Below are 17267 nucleotides of genomic sequence, written 5' to 3'. Positions count from 1 at the left end.
CTATGTTTTCCTTCTTAATGCAATCTTAATACGCTTTGAAATCCTCTAACACCATCCTTATTTTCGCTGTGTTAAAATGGGTGTCACATATTGAGAAAGGATGATCATAAATGCGGCTTGTTATTGGAATCATAGGAGTAACAGCCATTTTGCTGCTTATCTATTTATTTACGATTTTATTCAGGAGGGACGAAAAATGAACACGGCTATGGAATGCATTCTGTATCTTGCCGTTTTGATTCTGCTTGCCGTACCGTTAGGTACATACATCGGAAAGGTGATGAACGGAGAACCCGTTTTTTTATCCAAAGTCATTCTGCCAATTGAAAACGCAACCTACCGTATGCTGAAAATTGAGAAAGAAGAACAGATGACGGCAAAAAAATATTCAATCAGCGTCATTTTATTCAGTGTTTTCAGCTTTCTTGTTTTATTCCTTTTACATCTGCTTCAGGGCGTTCTGCCCCTTAACCCGGAATCCTTGCCGGGCACTTCCTGGCATCTTGCCTTTAATAACACTTCCAGCTTTGTTACGAACACCAACTGGCAGTCGTATTCCGGTGAAAGCACATTGAGCTATTTCACCCAAATGCTGGGACTTACCGTTCAGAATTTTGCCTCGGCGGCTGTCGGTATTGCCGTTTTGTTTGCCCTGATCCGCGGTTTTATCAAAGTAAAAGAAACCGGGCTCGGCAGCTTCTGGGTGGATACCACCAGAACGATTCTTTATATTTTGCTTCCCCTCTCTTTGGTGATTTCCATCGCGCTGGTCTCACAGGGCGTTATACAGAACTTTTCCTCTTACCAAACCGTTACGCTCGTACAGCCGGTTACTTTGCAGGACGGCACGAAAATCACGCAGGAGGTTGTGCCGCAGGGCCCGGCCGCAAGCCAGATTGCCATTAAACAGCTGGGTACCAACGGGGGCGGCTACATGGGAACGAACTCCGCGCATCCGCTGGAAAACCCGACGCCGTTTTCCAACCTCATTGAAATGCTCTCCATCTTACTGATACCGGCGGCTTTATGCTTTACCTTTGGCCGGAACGTAAAAGACAAACGGCAGGGGGTTGCGATTTTCCTTGCCATGTTTATTCTTCTTTGTTCCGCGCTTGCCGTTATCGCCGCGAGTGAATCCGGCGCGTCGCCGCAGCTTGCGCAGAACGGCGCCGTTAACGTCTCCTCCGTCGGGCAGGCGGGCGGCAACATGGAAGGAAAGGAAACGCGCTTCGGCATTGCCGCCTCCAGCACCTGGGCGGCCTTTACAACCGCCGCTTCGAACGGCTCCGTAAACTCCATGCATGACAGCTATACGCCGCTGGGCGGTATGATCCCCATGCTCTTAATGCAGCTTGGCGAAGTTGTGTTCGGCGGAGTCGGATGCGGCCTTTACGGTATGATCGGTTTTGCCATTCTGGCTGTTTTTATCGCCGGTCTGATGGTCGGCCGCACACCGGAATATCTGGGCAAAAAAATAGAGCCGTATGAAATGCGCATGGCGGTTCTGGTCTGCCTTGCAACACCGGTTGCCATTTTGATCGGAAGCGGGCTTGCGGCGGCACTGCCCCAGACCGTTCAAAGCCTTAGCAACAAAGGCGCGCACGGATTTTCAGAAATTCTGTACGCCTATTCTTCCGCGGGCGGGAACAACGGTTCCGCTTTCGCCGGATTTAACGCCAACACGGTATTCGGAAACGTATCCATCGGTCTGATTATGCTTTTTGTCCGCTTTGTTCCCATGCTGGCAACGCTGGCAATTGCAGGCTCCCTTGTGCAGAAGAAAAGGGTTGCCGTCAGCGCCGGTACTTTACCGACGCACAACGCCATGTTCGTGGGTCTTTTGATTTTCGTGGTACTTCTGATTGGCGCGCTCAGCTTTTTCCCCGCACTGGCGCTCGGTCCGATTGCAGAGTACTTCCAGATGCTGGGATAGGAGGAATGAATCATGTCTACTAATAAAAAAAAGAACGATGGTTTTGCAAACAAACAAATGCTGTCGCGTGCGATTAAAGATTCTTTTGTAAAGCTGAATCCGAAAACGCAGCTGCAAAACCCGGTTATGTTTTTGGTATATATCTCCGCGATCCTCACAACGGGGCTTTTTATCCTCTCTCTTTTCGGCATCCGCGACGCAAAGCCCGCGTTTATCTTTGGCATTGCCCTAATCTTATGGTTTACCGTACTGTTCGGAAATTTTGCGGAAGCAATCGCCGAAGGACGCGGAAAAGCGCAGGCGGACGCGCTTCGCGCGGCGAAAAAGGACGTTGAGGCAAACCGGATTCCGTCTTTAACGGAGCGCAATCAAATTACAAAAATTTCTTCCGCCCAGCTGAAAAAAGGCGATCTGGTTATCGTTAACGCGGGGGAACAGATTCCCGCCGACGGCGAGGTTCTGGACGGCGCGGCTTCCGTTGACGAAAGCGCCATTACCGGCGAATCCGCCCCGGTTATCCGGGAAAGCGGCGGCGACCGCAGCGCGGTAACGGGCGGAACGACCGTCATTTCCGACTGGCTTGTCATTCAGGTAACCAGCGAGGCGGGCGAAAGCTTTCTCGATAAAATGATCGCCATGGTGGAAGGCGCTTCGCGTAAAAAAACACCGAATGAAATTGCTTTGCAGATTTTTTTGGTGGCACTCACCATTATCTTTTTATTAGTTACCCTTGCGCTGTATCCTTATTCCGCCTTTGCCGCCTCGCAGGCAGGAAAAGCGAACCAGACTTCCGTTACGTCCCTTGTGGCGCTGCTTGTCTGCCTCGCCCCCACCACCATCGGCGCACTGCTCTCCTCCATCGGCATTGCCGGCATGAGCCGTCTGAATCAGGCGAACGTGCTGGCGATGAGCGGCAGGGCGATTGAGGCGGCGGGCGACGTAGATATCTTAATGCTGGATAAAACAGGAACCATAACGCTTGGAAACCGTCAAGCCTGTGAATTCGTACCCGTCGACGGAGTCGATATCAAAGAACTTGCGGATGCCGCGCAGCTTTCCTCCCTTGCCGACGAGACGCCGGAAGGCAGAAGCGTGGTGGTTCTCGCAAAACAACAGTTTGGAATCCGCGGCCGGAATTTAAGCGGGATGAACGCGCAGTTCATTCCCTTCACCGCAAAAACAAGAATGAGCGGCGTGGATTTTATGGGAAACGAAATCCGCAAGGGCGCCGCCGAAGCGGTAAAAGAATATATTCTTGAAAAGGGCGGCGTTTACAGCGCAAGCTGCGAAGATGCCGTTAAACGGATTTCCAATCACGGCGGAACGCCCCTTGTGGTTGCAAAGAACGGCAAAGTATTGGGAGTTATCCACTTAAAAGATATCATTAAAGACGGCGTTAAGGAAAAATTCGCCGACCTTCGCAAAATGGGAATCAAAACCATTATGATTACAGGCGATAACCCGCTTACTGCCGCCGCCATCGCCGCGGAAGCGGGCGTGGACGACTTTTTGGCGGAAGCCACTCCGGAAGGGAAATTAAAAATGATCCGCGAATTCCAGCAGCAGGGCCATCTGGTCGCCATGACCGGCGACGGCACGAACGACGCCCCGGCGCTTGCGCAGGCGGACGTGGCGGTTGCGATGAACACCGGAACACAGGCGGCAAAAGAAGCGGGAAACATGGTTGACCTGGATTCCTCCCCCACCAAGCTGATTGACATCGTCCGCATCGGCAAGCAGCTTTTGATGACCCGAGGCTCGCTCACCACCTTCAGCATTGCGAACGACCTTGCAAAATATTTTGCCATTATTCCGGCATTGTTTATGAGCGTTTACCCGGGCTTGGCGGCGCTGAATATCATGGGACTGCACAGCGCGGACAGCGCGATCTTTTCGGCAATCATTTATAATGCCCTGATTATCGTAGCCCTGATTCCTCTGGCTTTGCGGGGCGTAAAATACCGGGAAGTAACGGCGAGCCAGCTTCTTTCGCGCAATCTGCTGGTGTACGGCCTAGGCGGCATTGCCGCACCGTTTATCGCGGTAAAGCTGATTGATCTTCTGATCGTCGCAATTGGTATTGTATAACGGAAAGGACGGCTGAACATGACAAAAATGGTGAAATCCCTTGCGCCGAAGGCGCTTGCTTTTCTTCTGCTGATTACCCTGCTCTGCGGCGTTATTTACCCGCTGTTTGTAACGGGCATCTCCCAGCTGCTCTTTCCGAAACAGGCAAACGGCAGTATTATTGAAATAAACGGGACAAAATACGGCAGCGAACTGCTGGCGCAGCAGTTCACCGGAAATCAGTATATGTGGGGACGCGTGATGAATCTCGATACAAAAACGTTTCAAAGCAAGGATGGAAAAACTTTGCTCTACGCCACTCCCTCCAACCTGAGCCCCGCGAGCGACGAATACAAAAAGCTTATCGCTGGCCGCGTTGCAAAAATAAAAGCGGCGGACCCCGATAAAGCAAACACGCCGATCCCGGAAGATCTGGTAACCTGTTCCGGAAGCGGGCTGGACCCGCACATATCCCCCGCCGCCGCCGATTACCAAATCAGCCGTATTGCAAAAGCGCGCGGAATTTCTGCTGACAAGGTACATGAAATCGTGCTACAATATACCAACAGGAAACTATTCGGAATATTCGGAGAAGATACCGTCAACGTTTTGCAGGTAAATCTTGCGCTGGACGGGATCCTGAAATGAACGGAGGGTAAGGCATGGAGGGAAATCGGCCCAATCCGGACGAACTGCTTGCCAAAATAAGCCATACCGAGAAAAAGAAGGAAAAAGGCAAGCTGAAAATCTTTCTCGGTTATGCCGCGGGCGTCGGAAAAACATACGCCATGCTTGACGCCGCGCATACCGCAAAAAAATTAGGAATTGACGTGGTCGTCGGCTATGTGGAGCCCCATCAGCGACCCGACACGTCTGCTTTATTAAAGGGACTGGAGATTCTCCGGCCCCTTAAAGTGGATTATAAGGGAATTATCCTGAACGAGTTTGATCTGGACGCCGCGCTTGCAAGAAAGCCCCAGTTGATGATTGTCGACGAGCTGGCCCACACAAACGCCGTCGGCTGCCGCAATACCAAACGGTACAATGACGTGGAAGAGCTTTTAATGGCAGGCATCGACGTTTACACAACCATAAACATTCAGCACCTGGAAAGCCTGAACGATATTGTCGCCTCCATTACGCAGGTTGTCGTAAAGGAAAGGATTCCGGACCGCATTTTTGACAATGCGGAACATGTGGAACTGGTTGATATTGAACCCGATGAACTGATTACCCGCCTGAATGAAGGAAAAATTTATGAGCGAACCCAGGCACAAAGGGCGCTCGGAAACTTTTTTGCGCGGGATAATCTGGTCGCGCTTCGTGAAATTGCCCTGCGCCGCACCGCCGACCGGGTGAACCGGGTGGCGGAACAGAACCGGCTGCCGGCAAAAAGCGGTGAATATTATACGGGCGAGCATATCCTTATCTGCCTTTCCAGTTCCCCTTCAAACGCAAAGGTGATCCGGACGGCTGCCCGTATGGCCAACGCTTTTCACGCGGCGTTTACCGCGCTCTTTGTTGAAACGCCGAATACCAAGGAATTGAACGACGAAAACCGGAGCAGGCTGCGCACGAATTTAAAGCTGGCCGAACAGCTGGGCGCTAAAATCGCAACCGTATACGGGGAAGACATTCCCTACCAGATTTCAGAATATGCGAAGGCCAGCGGAATTTCGAAAATCGTTATCGGGCGTTCCAATAACAAAGCACACTTGTTCCGACCAAAAAACAGCCTTGTCGAACGCCTTGCCACGCTTGCGCCGAATGTGGACGTTTATATTATTCCCGACACCCTTCCTCCCTTCCGTACGAAAACAAAATACAAAAAACCGCAGATTCCGGAACTGAACATATGGGACTTTGTAAAAACGTTCGGCATCTTACTGATTTGTACGCTGATCGGACTCTTCTTTACCAAACTCGGTTTTAACGAATCCAATATCATAACCATTTATATTCTGGGCGTTCTGTTAATTTCGAGCCAGACAAACGGCCGGTTTTACGGTGTGCTGGCTTCCGTAATCGGTGTTCTTCTGTTCAATTTCTTATTTATTGCACCGACCTTTACCTTCAGCTATTACAGTCCGGAATACCCGATTACCTTTTTTGTAATGCTGGTTGCTTCCCTGATTACCAGTACTTTGACAATGCAGGTAAGGAATCAGGCAAAAGCGACCGCCAAACAGGCGCACCGTACGGAAATCCTTCTGGAAGCGAACCGGAAGCTGCAGCGGGCAAAAAACATGCCCGATATTATTTCAAAGGCTTCCCTGCAGCTTCTCAAGCTGCTCGATAAACCCTTTGCCCTCTACCTTGTTCACGAGGACACGTTAACGGAACCGCTGACCTTTTATCCGCCGAAAGAGAATAAACAGGAGGACATCTGCACCGATGCAGACGAGCATGCAGTTGCCTCCTGGGTTTATAAAAACCGAAAACCGGCCGGAATCGGAACCGACACCCTGCCCGGCGCGAAAGCCTTTTATTTACCGATACGCAACCATGAAACGGTTTTCGCCGTAATCGGAATCGCCTTGAAAAGCGGAGAGCAGATTGAACCTTTCGAACGCAGCCTTCTTTTTGCGATTCTGAATGAAATTGCCTTTGCCATTGAAAAGTACAATTTGAACGAAGCCCAGAAGCAGGCCTCCATGGAATCGGAAAAAGAGCGCCTCCGTGCAAATTTGCTGCGCGCGATTTCCCACGACCTGCGTACCCCGCTGACAAGTATTTCCGGAAACGCAAGCGTTTTGCTGAAAAACGAAAACCAAATCGATTCTGCCGGAAGAAACAAACTGTATCAGGATATATACGACGACTCCATGTGGCTGATCAACCTCGTGGAAAACCTTCTGTCCGTTACCCGGATTGACAACGGAACCATGAATATCCAGATGCAGCCGGAGCTCGTTGACGAAATCATCACGGAAGCCATGAAACACATTACCCGGAAGGCGAGCGAGCATCACCTTACCGTTGAGGTGCCGGACGATCTTTTAATGGCCTACGCGGACGCAAGACTGATTATACAGGTGATTATCAATATCGTGGATAACGCGGTGCAGTACACCGAACCGGGTTCTTCCATTCAGGTCCGCGCTTTCCGCAGAGAGAACATGGCTGTGATTGAAGTAGCGGACAACGGAAACGGAATCGACGATGAAAACAAAAAGAAGCTGTTCGACATGTTTTATACGTCGAATAACGCAAGCGGAGACAACCGCAGAGGGCTTGGCCTTGGACTTTCTCTTTGCAAATCCATTGTAAACGCACACGGCGGCGAAATTTATGTAAAGGACAATGTTCCGAAAGGCAGTATTTTCGGTTTTACTTTACATGTCCGGGAGGTAGCCAACCATGAATAAAACATCCATTTTAATCGTTGAGGACGACAAGGCGGTTCGGAATTTAATGACCACCACCATGCAGGCAAACGGATATGCCTACCATACGGCGGAGACCGGAGAATCCGCCATTTTACAGGCAGTGTCCGCAAAGCCGGATGTCATATTGCTCGACCTTGGCCTTCCGGATATCGACGGTGTGGAAATCATCAAAAAAGTACGCTCCTGGACCAATAACCCGATTATCGTCGTCAGCGCGAGGAGCGAGGACCGGGATAAAATTGACGCTCTGGACGCCGGCGCCGACGATTATTTAACGAAACCGTTCAGTGTGGATGAACTGCTGGCCCGCATCCGGGTGGCCATCCGCAAAATGCGTTACGACAACAGCGACGCGGCGAAAGACTTATCCGTTTTCAATAACGGCGGACTGAAAATCGACTATGCCGCGGGATGTGTGTTCGTAGACGGCACGGAAATCCACCTGACGCCGATCGAATATAAACTGCTCTGCCTTCTCGCAAAAAACGTGGGAAAAGTACTGACGCACAATTTCATTATGCGCGAAATCTGGGTGAATGCTTCCCAGTGCGACACGCCCTCGCTGCGGGTCTTTATGGCAACTCTCCGTAAAAAAATAGAGAAAAACCCGTCCGAACCTGTTTATATTCAAACGCATATCGGCGTCGGCTACCGCATGATCCGTATCCAGAATGAGTCATTTTCGGAGAATACATAACGGATTCCACGATATGGACGAATCCACCGTTAGCAGCTATAAAAATAAAAATGGCTGCCGAAACAGGGTTTATCCTGAAACCGGCAGCCATTTTTATTGTCGGGCACCGAGAATGCAAGTACGATAAAAGGGAATGCAGCATAAAATAAACGGGTGATGATTTATGGAAAATCTGGCTTCATTGGGCCCCTGTGAGCTGATTGTGCTCGCTGCTTTGTTCACGGTCGCCATTGCCGATGATTTGGATTCCGGCGAGCTGAACGTTTTGGGAAATTTTATTTCTGCTGTCGGCAGTTTGGTATCAACCTGGGCCGCACAGAAAGAACAGTTGGCGACCTCCAAAGAATCGGCTGATTCAAACACCGCAATGGAGGAATTAAAAAATCAGATTCAGTGTCTGCAAGACAACTGCAATCTGCTGGAACAGCGTTTACAGCATAAGTAGACGCCTTACCGTTCTCCGCCCAATATCATAGAATCCCCATTCCCGAACTGTACGACATTCGCCCTCAACGCCTGCGCAATCTGCACGGCGAGGCCCTGCTGTTCCTTTGGGTCGCCGCTGAGCACCCTTTTTTCATCCGCTGTAATATAAGCCAGAATTTCTATGGATTCAGCCAATCTTTCCGCACCGATTCAAAACTTCGGAGTATACATGGTATAATTTTCTGCGCTCTGTTAAATATAAATCTGAGGTCTGTCCGAAACAGGGATCGGCGTATCATCTATAGAAAAAGGGAATCTTCGCCGGAGAAATCCGTTTCAATACGAATGTGAAATCCTGATAAATCCTAAAAACAAAGCCCGCAGGGTGAATTTTTACCCCGCAGGCTTTTTATGTAAATTGTCTATTTCCGAAGCAAAAACTGCCGATCGGATGCCATGATCCAAACGGTTTTGACAGCAAATTCGGTTGTAAAAGCAAACTTTTTGTTGTATGATAAAACATGTTTTAAACTGGACGGAATTTCCGGATCACCGATTTTGGGAGAACCGGCATGAACCATACTGAAAACAAGAGGACGGATTAATACAGTGAACGCAAAAACAAAAGAGAATGACCGCAGCAAGTGGATTGTGTTAATGATAACCGTTATATCCACCTTTATGAATACTTTGGACGGCAGCATTGTCAACGTGGCGCTGCCCGCCATGTCAAAAGCGCTGCACGTTGATACCGGGTCGATCACCTGGGTGGTAAGCGCATACTTAATCGTGATTACCGTCTGCATTTTAATTTTCGGCCGGCTGGGCGACTTAAAAGGGCAGGGAAAAATTTTTCGCTACGGCCTTTTAGTTTTTACAATCGGCTCGTTCCTTTGCGGGCTCATGCATACTTTACCCCTTATCCTGATCGCACGTGCGATTCAGGCGGTCGGTGCTTCGGCAAGTATGGCAAACAGTCAGGGAATCATCGCCCGAACATTCCCTCCCGAGGAACGCGGACGGGCGCTTGGAATTAACGGCACCTTTGTCGCACTCGGAACAATGGTCGGCCCCGCGCTGGGCGGATTGATCATTTCTTTCGCAAGCTGGGAATATCTGTTTTGGGTAAACGTGCCGATCGGTTTGCTGGCTTATTTTGCAAACCTGAAATTTTCAGGGCCGGAAGATCCCGTCTCCGACGAAAAGCTGGATTTATGGGGCAGCTTTCTGTTTACGTTCGCAATTGCCCCCCTGTTCATCGCTTTGGAATACGGACAAACCATCGGATACACACACTGGCTGATTCTTCTTCTTTTTGCAGTTTCCTTTGTCTCCCTGATTGCCTTTTACATCGTTGAGCGAAAGGGAGATGCGCCCCTGCTCGATCTTCATATTTTCGAAAACAAATGGTTTACCGTAAGTATTTTTTGCGCGTTTACCTCTTTTGTGGCAATTTCATGCTCCAATATCATCCTGCCGTTTTATTTGCAGAACGCACTGAGCATGTCGCCGGGAAAAGCAGGATTATACATGACGATCTATCCGGTGATTCTCGCGTTAGTCGCGCCCGCCAGCGGCTATCTTTCCGATAAAATCGGCTCCGAAGTCTTAACGCTGATCGGCCTTTTTCTTACCAGCGCCGGTCTTTACCTGATGGCAACCCTGAATGAACATCCCGTTCTGTGGATACTGGGCCTATATATCGGCGTGATGTCCTTCGGAAACGGACTGTTCCAGTCCCCGAACAATTCCCTCGTTATGTCCATGCTTCCCCCGGAAAAGCTCGGAATCGGCGGAAGTGTAAACGCGCTGGTGCGAAACGTCGGCTTTACCGTGGGTATCGCGATGTCCACCGCAACGCTGTACGCGGGAATGAGCTATAAAATCGGAAAACATGTAACCGGTTATGTTCCCGGGCGCAATGACGCGTTTATTTTCGGCATGCGCATTTCCTATATCGCAGGCGCCACCGTCTGCATGGTCGGCGTTGCGGTTACGGCGATTCGTTTGTATAACCGCCGCAAACAAACGAAAAAGGAAGCTACAGAACCAGATATGCAATAACGCCCACCGCTCCGGAACCCAGCATGATATAGATCGGGTCGGTTTTTTTCCACCGCTGAATCAAAAGACAGGCTCCAAAAATAACAACCGCTTTCCAGTCGATATTCGGCAGCGTATGGATTTGAAAGGTTTCCGTATTAAAGAACGCTAAAAACAGAATGGAAAGTCCCGCTGTCGCAATCAGCGATACGATTGCCGGGCGGAGGCCTTCAAATACGCCTTTCACCAGTGACATATCTCTGTATTTATAATAGTAATGCCCGATAATCAAAGCAAGGATTGCCGTAGGCAGCGAACAGCCAAGGGTTGCAACAACGGCGCCCAGCGGGCCGGCCAGCTTTGTACCGACAAAGGTTGCGGCATTCAGCGCAATCGGACCCGGCGTCATCTGCGAAATCGTAACCACATCGGTAAATTCCTTTAAGGTCAGCCAATGATTTTCGCTCACAACCTGCTGCTGGATAACAGGCAGAATTCCATACCCGCCGCCAAAGCTGAAAAGCCCGACCTGTAAAAAACTCCAGAGAAGTTTCCAGTAGATCATGCTTTTTTACCCCCTTTACGGTTGCGGATTACCGTGGTGACCCCGCCGAACACCCCGCAGATCAAAATCACCAAGATAACGCTGATGTTCAAGAAATACACCGCAATGAAGGACGCCGCCATAATCAAAATAGAGAGGGTGTTTTTGGATTTGCAGATTTTCAGGCCGTCGGAAAGAACCACGTCGGCAATGATCGCGGCAATTCCCGCCTGCATCCCCTTCAATACGGCATTCACGACCGGATTCGTTCGAAAGGCCTGATAAAACAGCGAAATGACGGAAAGAATCACAAACGGCGGCAGTAAGGTGGACAGCAGCGTAACGGCAGCCCCCGGTATCCCCGCCAGACGGTATCCGATCAGAACGGAGGCGTCCACCACCATCGGGCCGGGAAGGGACTGCGATATGGCTACAATGTCGAGCATTTCATTCTCATCAATCCAGTGCAGATCTTCCACGAATTTCTTTTTCATTAACGGGACAATTACATATCCTCCGCCGAATGTAAAAGCACTGACGGAAAAGGTGGATAAAAATAATTTTTTATAAAACTGAAAATCTTTAACCAATTTCTTACCCCCACAACATTCATGATTTTATAATAGCCTGCTCTGCTTTTCAGCAGACGCAGGAATATTGCATCGCAGAAAGAGAAGGATACCCACGGGTGCCCTTCTCTTTTTACCAATTCTCATTTTACACGGAATGTTTTCCACGCATATTTACGAACCAAAATCAATGCCGTAACGATATAGAGAATCGTTGAAATGAGAACCAGCATGGTGAAATACGAAGGAGCACTCTTAATTTGCAGACAAAGATAGCTTAGCAAATACACAACGGTATTGATAATACTGTAAAACGGATTCTTCATGCCCAGTTCCGTTGTGTATGGCTGAAAAACATAGTACAGGAATAAATGATGCACGGAAAAGAACAGAGAAAGCAGAAAAATAGTAAGTACAAAAAACAGGGAATCCCCCATTGACCAATTCAGATGATAAATCAGAGCCAGTCCCACAACCGCCGCCGAGATCGCGAAAGCAACAATAAAATTCAATCCGGCAACCCTGAACAAACGGACTTTGAAGTTTGACAATACCGCCTTTTTATCACGGTAAAACGAATACCGCAGAAGGCTGATGTCACAGTTGTAAAACATGGCCTTGCAGACCCTTTCCCCGATCGATGCGAGATACATCAAAAAAACAAATACAGGCAATATTTTCGCCGGGCTGGACAGCGGTTCCAAAAAATCCGGTAAAAAGAAAGAAGCGATCACACACGCCGCAAAGATAACCGCTACGATGCATAGGCGAAATAAGATCGGGCGAACCAAGATGCGTTTATGCCTTTCAAAGAAGATCGCATTTAAGTAGGCAAATCCCTTCTTGCCCGCGTATCGATTGGAGTTTAACTCCTCCCTGGTAAATTCTTTTTCCCGCATGGCCACGTCGGAAAATCTTGCTTCCCCAATGATCCGGCTTTTGTCAATCATAAAATTGGCGGATTTTAAGGTCTGCGCCGTAATTTCGTGGTACTCATTAAATTTTATAACATAAATCACCCCTGCGGCAAGCAAGGCAAAACCGGCAAGGATACACGCGGGGCTGAACAGAATCCCGCCAAGGGCAAGCGGCCTGTGAAAGATTGGCGGAACGTAAGCGGCGGCAAGGCATAAAACCCCAATCGCTATTTCAAAAGCCGCTTTCTTACACAGCATAACCTTCCGCTTAGAATAAAAATACAGGTGAAAAATTTCGCCGAAGAGATTCAGCCCAGGAACCAACGCAGTAAGGAGAAGTCCCTGCCGGAGCGTGCCGCCCAATAGAACGGACACGAGCAGCAAAACAGGCAGCATATAAAGAACATCGGTCAAAACATCAAACAACAGCGTAGAAACGATGTACGTTTTCGGGTTCATATGCATTAACCGTATACAGATATATCGATTCCGATCGGCCTCAAATACAAACGAAGTAAGGAGGGAACCGATCAGACTGATCATCAGAAAAATATGCAGGAATGCGGCGTACCGCAAGGAAGGGCTCTTTTCCATAAAGAACACCGGGGCAACCATCGACAGTCCTGCAAAAAATGCTTTCCCAAAAATTTTTCCGAAAATTCCCGCAATCGCGGCAAGGACGGCAACCCTCTTTTTCAGCGTAATGTTCCCATAAATGCTGTCCGGCAGGATTTTCCCAAGAAAAGGGATGCGTTTAAAATAATAGATAAACCAGTTGGCATTTTCCGACGCCATAATATGAAATATATTTCTTTGTGTTTGAATCATCATGCTTCGTTCTCATCTTTCAGCAAATGGATAATCTTCTCCTCAAACTGCGGATTCCCAATAATCGAATGGTCTACCTGCTCCAGCCTGCCGTCGTTCAGGATGACAATCTCATCACACAAATCCGTGGCAAGCTGTAAGATATGGGTTGAAAACAGAATGATATGATCCTGTTTCATTTCCCGCAGGAGCTTCTTAATTTCAAGAGCGACCACCACATCCAGCGAAGTCAGCGGTTCGTCCAGCAGAATAACCGGCGGCTTTGAAATAATAAAGCAAAGCATCTGCATTTTATTTTTCATCCCGTGCGAATAGCCTTTGATTAACCGGTGCCGGTCATCCGGCCCAATCTGAATCAGATCAAAATAATCATCAACGGTATACTCCGAGATAATATGCTCTTTATTGATATCCATATAAAATTTTAAAAATTCATAGCCCGTCAGAAATTCCGGTAAAATGGGGGTTGCAAATACATAGCCGATGTCGTCCGGCTTAAGAACCCCGGACCGCCCGTCCTGAATAAGGGCTGTCTCGCCTTCATCCGGCTGCATTTCTCCGCTCAGGCAGTTAAACAGCGTCGTTTTACCCGCTCCGTTTCTCCCGAGTAGCCCGTAAATTTTTCCCTTTTCAAAAGTAAACGTTACCTCTTTCAGTACCTGTTTACTGTCGAAGGACTTCTTAATCTTTTTAAGTTCAAGCTGCATTCATACGCTCCTTTAATGATTGTAAAATGAAATTCCATCGTTGTCGGTTCATAAGCGCCGGCATTCGCTTTTCTATTTTAAACAGGAATGCCGAATTCGTCAAATGGGAAAGCAACGTTTTCCTGTTTAGTTTTCCCTGTTATTCACTCCGCACGCTTTTCCATCGTCTCCTGCATAATTTTCGCGGCGCATTTTACAAGTTCCACACAGGGACGTTTTTTATAATATCCGGGAGTTCTTGCTTCCGGCACCGGTTTGTCCGCGCCGCCGGGCAGCCCCAGAAGTTCCCGGCAGACAATTGACCCGTTTTCTTCCCTGAATTTTTGAGCAAGTTCCTGTATCAGCCGGTAGTGTTCCGCCTTGGCGTTTTGATCTTTCGGGTCGCTGTATCCGTATTTCATTCCGGCCGCCATAAACATTCCGGAAACGGCGCCGCAAACCTCACGCAGTCTTCCCATCCCGCCGCCAAAGGAGGAGGAAAGCTTCAGCGCGGTTTCAAGGTCCAGCCCGAGATCCTCCGCGAATGCCGCAAATACCGCCTGGCTGCAATTGTATCCCTGCCGGAAGAAATCTTCCGCTTTTTTTACCTTGTCTTCCATATAAACACTCCATTATCGTAAATTAAATTGGAATCCACACACATTTTAAGTATATTGTGCGCATGCCTATTTGTCGAGAGCGTATTCCATTTCCTTTATAATCTTTACCGCATCTTAATGAAGCAAAATCTGCCGGACAATGCCGAAACCAATCTTGCGGCTCCCATCAAATCAGGCAAAATGTAAGAAATGTCTCAGTTGAAGCACCTCAATAAAAATCATACTTTGTTTCGGTACCGTAAAACAAAACGCCCCCCACAAAAGTGAGGAGTACGATTGTCTGCGGCTATTCACCGCTATGGTATTTTCCAATTGGGATGCAGACTTCAAGGGCGGGCATCCAAGCCCGGAAAAAAGAAAAGAGTCCAGACGCAAATTGCGTCCAGACTCCGTCCGGTGGTGCGAGGGGGGGGACTTGAACCCCCATGAAATTGCTTTCACATGGACCTGAACCATGCGCGTCTGCCAATTCCGCCACTCTCGCGTGACGACTTAACTATATTATCATATTGGGTGTTCTGTGTCAAGATAAAAATTGCGGAAAAACGGTAGGATTTTGCAGAAAGACATCATATAAATAACAGCTCAGGTTCACTCTGAGCCTCTCGAATTTGTCCAAATAAACTCTGCCGCTCTATTTTCCAGAGTTTATTCTTAATTTCTTAAAGATTTCTTCATCAATTCGATTCATTGACTCTGTAAAATAGATTTGTGCTATGAGATTTGGAGGTGAGGTAGACTCCCTAAATAACTATTCTGCGGCGGCTCTTACCATCAGGGTAGGAGCCCTTTTCATTTTGGCCGGCAAAACGTAAGCAACCGCGTATACAGCATAGACGCAACTTCCCGCCACCCAAAAATTCAAATAATTTGCGTTCAAGATACAGAAAAACACCCGCTAACCAAATAATTAGCGGGTGTTTTTGGAGCTGCTAATGCGATTCGAACGCATGACCTCATCCTTACCAAGGATGTGCTCTGCCAACTGAGCCATAGCAGCAAATGGCGACTCGGATCGGGATCGAACCGACGACCTCTAGCGTGACAGGCTCGCGTGCTAACCAGCTGAACTACCGAGCCATTTGCCATGGACAACGTGTATTATTATACTGAAAAGGCCGGCTATTGTCAACATTTAACGATAAAAAATTTTAATTTTTTTAAAAAAACTCTATAGTTTATTTCCAAAAAGGACTATTCCTGTTTAATCGCCGTCAGTGCGCTGATTTTTACCGCCCGGTTTGCGGGATAAAAGCCGGAAAGCAAACCAATCATGGTCGAAAATAATAATGCTCCGAGCGCGAGCCACAGCGGAATAATCGAAATTTTCGCCGCTGCGCCCGCGGCGGCATCCATCATCATTCCCCCGCCCCCGTGATCACTGTTTGTTGCATACACCATATTAATGAAAAGCGATATGGCGTAGCTTTGCACCAGCCCGATTACGCCGCCCATAAAACCGATTGCGCCCGATTCAATCAGGAACATGGTGCGGATATTCCGTACGATGCAGCCGAGAACCTTCATAATTCCGATTTCCCGCGTTCTTTCATAGATGGACATAATCATTGTGTTCGTAATGCCTAAAGCCGCGACGAAAAGCGAAATTCCGCCCAAACCGCCCAGAATCATCTGAATCGTCCGCATTTGCTCTTCCATCGGTTTGCGTATACTTTCCATGCTGTAAGTTGTGAAACCCAGGTCCTTAATCGTTTCTTCCACCTTCGGCACGTTTGCAACCGAATCGACCTTTACGCTGGCGCTTTCATATCCTGCTTTTTTTGCGGTCTTTTTCACATTGTTCAGTTTATTGTATTTTTCCTGCAGTTCTTTTGCAAAATTCACATCCATAAAAATGGAATGACTTGGGTACGGGTCTTTCCCTCCTTCTTCGGAAAGAGTGCCAATGCACCTGAGCTTCACGGGTTTAACAATGGCAGTTGAATTTTCCGGCGGGTTTACGGTTACCTGAAATTTATCCTTCATCGGGTGAACATAAGGCTCCGGCATTTTCCCGTTTTTGTCCGGCTGCGGATAAATCGTGTTGTTGCTTGACTTATGACTGTCCATAAAATCATATTCCGCGTCTTTTCCAAATAAAACTGTCGTTTTATCCGCGCCGGCGGCGGGAAGCTCGCCGTTCACCGTCTTGTATCCGAAATCTTTCAGGGTATCCAGATAAACGCCGTAAATCATCCCCTGATACTTGTATTTTTTACTTTGTATGGAGATAGCGGAGGAATCCATATTAAAAACAGGCGTTAATGTAACGACATGCTCCATTTTTTTCATTTTTTTCAGCATTTTATCATCAAGGGCAACCGCGTCCGGCGACTGCGAATTATTCCGGATCGTAATCACCGTTAAATCACCCATATTTTTCATCATGTCCTCCATGGACTGCTTAATGCCAATGCCCAGGGACATCATGACGACAATCGCGCAGGTGCCGACGACAACGCCGGTAACCGTCAGCAAAGTCCTTACCTTACGCTTAAACAGGTTTCCAAAGGCCATGGAAAGCATATCTCGTATTCCCATTATTTCA

General features: G+C 48.3%; 14 protein-coding genes and 3 tRNA genes. 7 read left to right on the top strand and 10 right to left on the bottom strand.

From position 1 onward, the window contains the following. Positions 1-196: 196 nt before the first annotated feature. The 6 genes from kdpA (at position 197) to OUY18_RS01895 (ending at position 8531) form a co-directional block, all read left to right on the top strand. Positions 197-1933, top strand: coding sequence for a potassium-transporting ATPase subunit KdpA (gene kdpA / locus OUY18_RS01920; protein ID WP_268057023.1), 1737 nt, complete (start codon positions 197-199; stop codon positions 1931-1933). A gap of 12 nt (positions 1934-1945) precedes the next feature. Next, positions 1946-4021 (top strand): potassium-transporting ATPase subunit KdpB, encoded by a 2076-nt coding sequence (gene kdpB / locus OUY18_RS01915; protein ID WP_268057022.1) that lies wholly within the window; start codon positions 1946-1948, stop codon positions 4019-4021. Positions 4022-4039: 18 nt separating this feature from the next. Continuing rightward, positions 4040-4648 (top strand): potassium-transporting ATPase subunit KdpC, encoded by a 609-nt coding sequence (gene kdpC / locus OUY18_RS01910; RefSeq protein WP_268057021.1) that lies wholly within the window; start codon positions 4040-4042, stop codon positions 4646-4648. Positions 4649-4662: 14 nt separating this feature from the next. Further along, on the top strand, positions 4663-7368 hold the full coding sequence (locus OUY18_RS01905) for a sensor histidine kinase (protein WP_268057020.1): 2706 nt from the start codon (positions 4663-4665) through the stop codon (positions 7366-7368). Continuing rightward, complete coding sequence (locus OUY18_RS01900) at positions 7361-8086, top strand: response regulator (RefSeq protein WP_268057019.1); 726 nt, start codon at positions 7361-7363, stop codon at positions 8084-8086. Before OUY18_RS01905 ends, OUY18_RS01900 begins: the two co-directional genes overlap by 8 nt. Positions 8087-8249: 163 nt before the next feature. Further along, a complete protein-coding gene (locus tag OUY18_RS01895) occupies positions 8250-8531 on the top strand; it encodes a hypothetical protein (RefSeq protein WP_268057018.1) in 282 nt (93 codons plus the stop codon). A gap of 5 nt (positions 8532-8536) precedes the next feature. On the opposite strand, the gene OUY18_RS01890 is transcribed toward OUY18_RS01895, so the two are convergent. Beyond that, positions 8537-8707: a capping complex subunit for YIEGIA gene (locus OUY18_RS01890; protein ID WP_268057017.1), complete on the bottom strand. Its 171-nt coding sequence runs from the start codon at positions 8705-8707 to the stop codon at positions 8537-8539. A gap of 414 nt (positions 8708-9121) precedes the next feature. Between OUY18_RS01890 and OUY18_RS01885 the strand changes: the two genes are divergently transcribed. Further along, positions 9122-10576, top strand: coding sequence for an MFS transporter (locus OUY18_RS01885; RefSeq protein WP_268057016.1), 1455 nt, complete (start codon positions 9122-9124; stop codon positions 10574-10576). On the opposite strand, the gene OUY18_RS01880 is transcribed toward OUY18_RS01885, so the two are convergent. From OUY18_RS01880 to OUY18_RS01840, 9 genes are all read right to left on the bottom strand, one after another. Next, a complete protein-coding gene (locus OUY18_RS01880; protein ID WP_268057015.1) occupies positions 10554-11120 on the bottom strand; it encodes a chromate transporter in 567 nt (188 codons plus the stop codon). The two genes, OUY18_RS01885 and OUY18_RS01880, sit on opposite strands and share 23 nt — an antisense overlap. Continuing rightward, on the bottom strand, positions 11117-11689 hold the full coding sequence (locus OUY18_RS01875; protein ID WP_268057014.1) for a chromate transporter: 573 nt from the start codon (positions 11687-11689) through the stop codon (positions 11117-11119). Before OUY18_RS01875 ends, OUY18_RS01880 begins: the two co-directional genes overlap by 4 nt. A 122-nt stretch (positions 11690-11811) precedes the next feature. Further along, positions 11812-13416, bottom strand: coding sequence for a hypothetical protein (locus OUY18_RS01870; RefSeq protein WP_268057013.1), 1605 nt, complete (start codon positions 13414-13416; stop codon positions 11812-11814). Beyond that, positions 13413-14120 (bottom strand): ATP-binding cassette domain-containing protein, encoded by a 708-nt coding sequence (locus tag OUY18_RS01865; protein ID WP_268057012.1) that lies wholly within the window; start codon positions 14118-14120, stop codon positions 13413-13415. Before OUY18_RS01865 ends, OUY18_RS01870 begins: the two co-directional genes overlap by 4 nt. A 143-nt stretch (positions 14121-14263) precedes the next feature. After that, on the bottom strand, positions 14264-14719 hold the full coding sequence (locus OUY18_RS01860) for a C-GCAxxG-C-C family protein (protein WP_268057011.1): 456 nt from the start codon (positions 14717-14719) through the stop codon (positions 14264-14266). A gap of 397 nt (positions 14720-15116) precedes the next feature. Then, positions 15117-15203, bottom strand: a tRNA-Leu gene (locus tag OUY18_RS01855). A gap of 440 nt (positions 15204-15643) precedes the next feature. Further along, positions 15644-15719, bottom strand: a tRNA-Thr gene (locus OUY18_RS01850). 3 nt (positions 15720-15722) lie between these two features. Continuing rightward, positions 15723-15799 (bottom strand) — tRNA-Asp (locus OUY18_RS01845). 114 nt (positions 15800-15913) lie between these two features. After that, entirely contained in the window at positions 15914-17260 is a 1347-nt protein-coding gene (locus OUY18_RS01840) for an ABC transporter permease (protein WP_268057010.1), read from the bottom strand. Between the last annotated feature and the right edge of the window lie 7 nt (positions 17261-17267).

It is taken from the genome of Caproiciproducens galactitolivorans, assembly GCF_026672255.1.
Taxonomy (GTDB): domain Bacteria; phylum Bacillota; class Clostridia; order Oscillospirales; family Acutalibacteraceae; genus Caproiciproducens; species Caproiciproducens galactitolivorans_A.
Note: the sequence above shows the minus strand (reverse complement) of the source record. Positions and strands in the feature narration are given on the sequence as shown.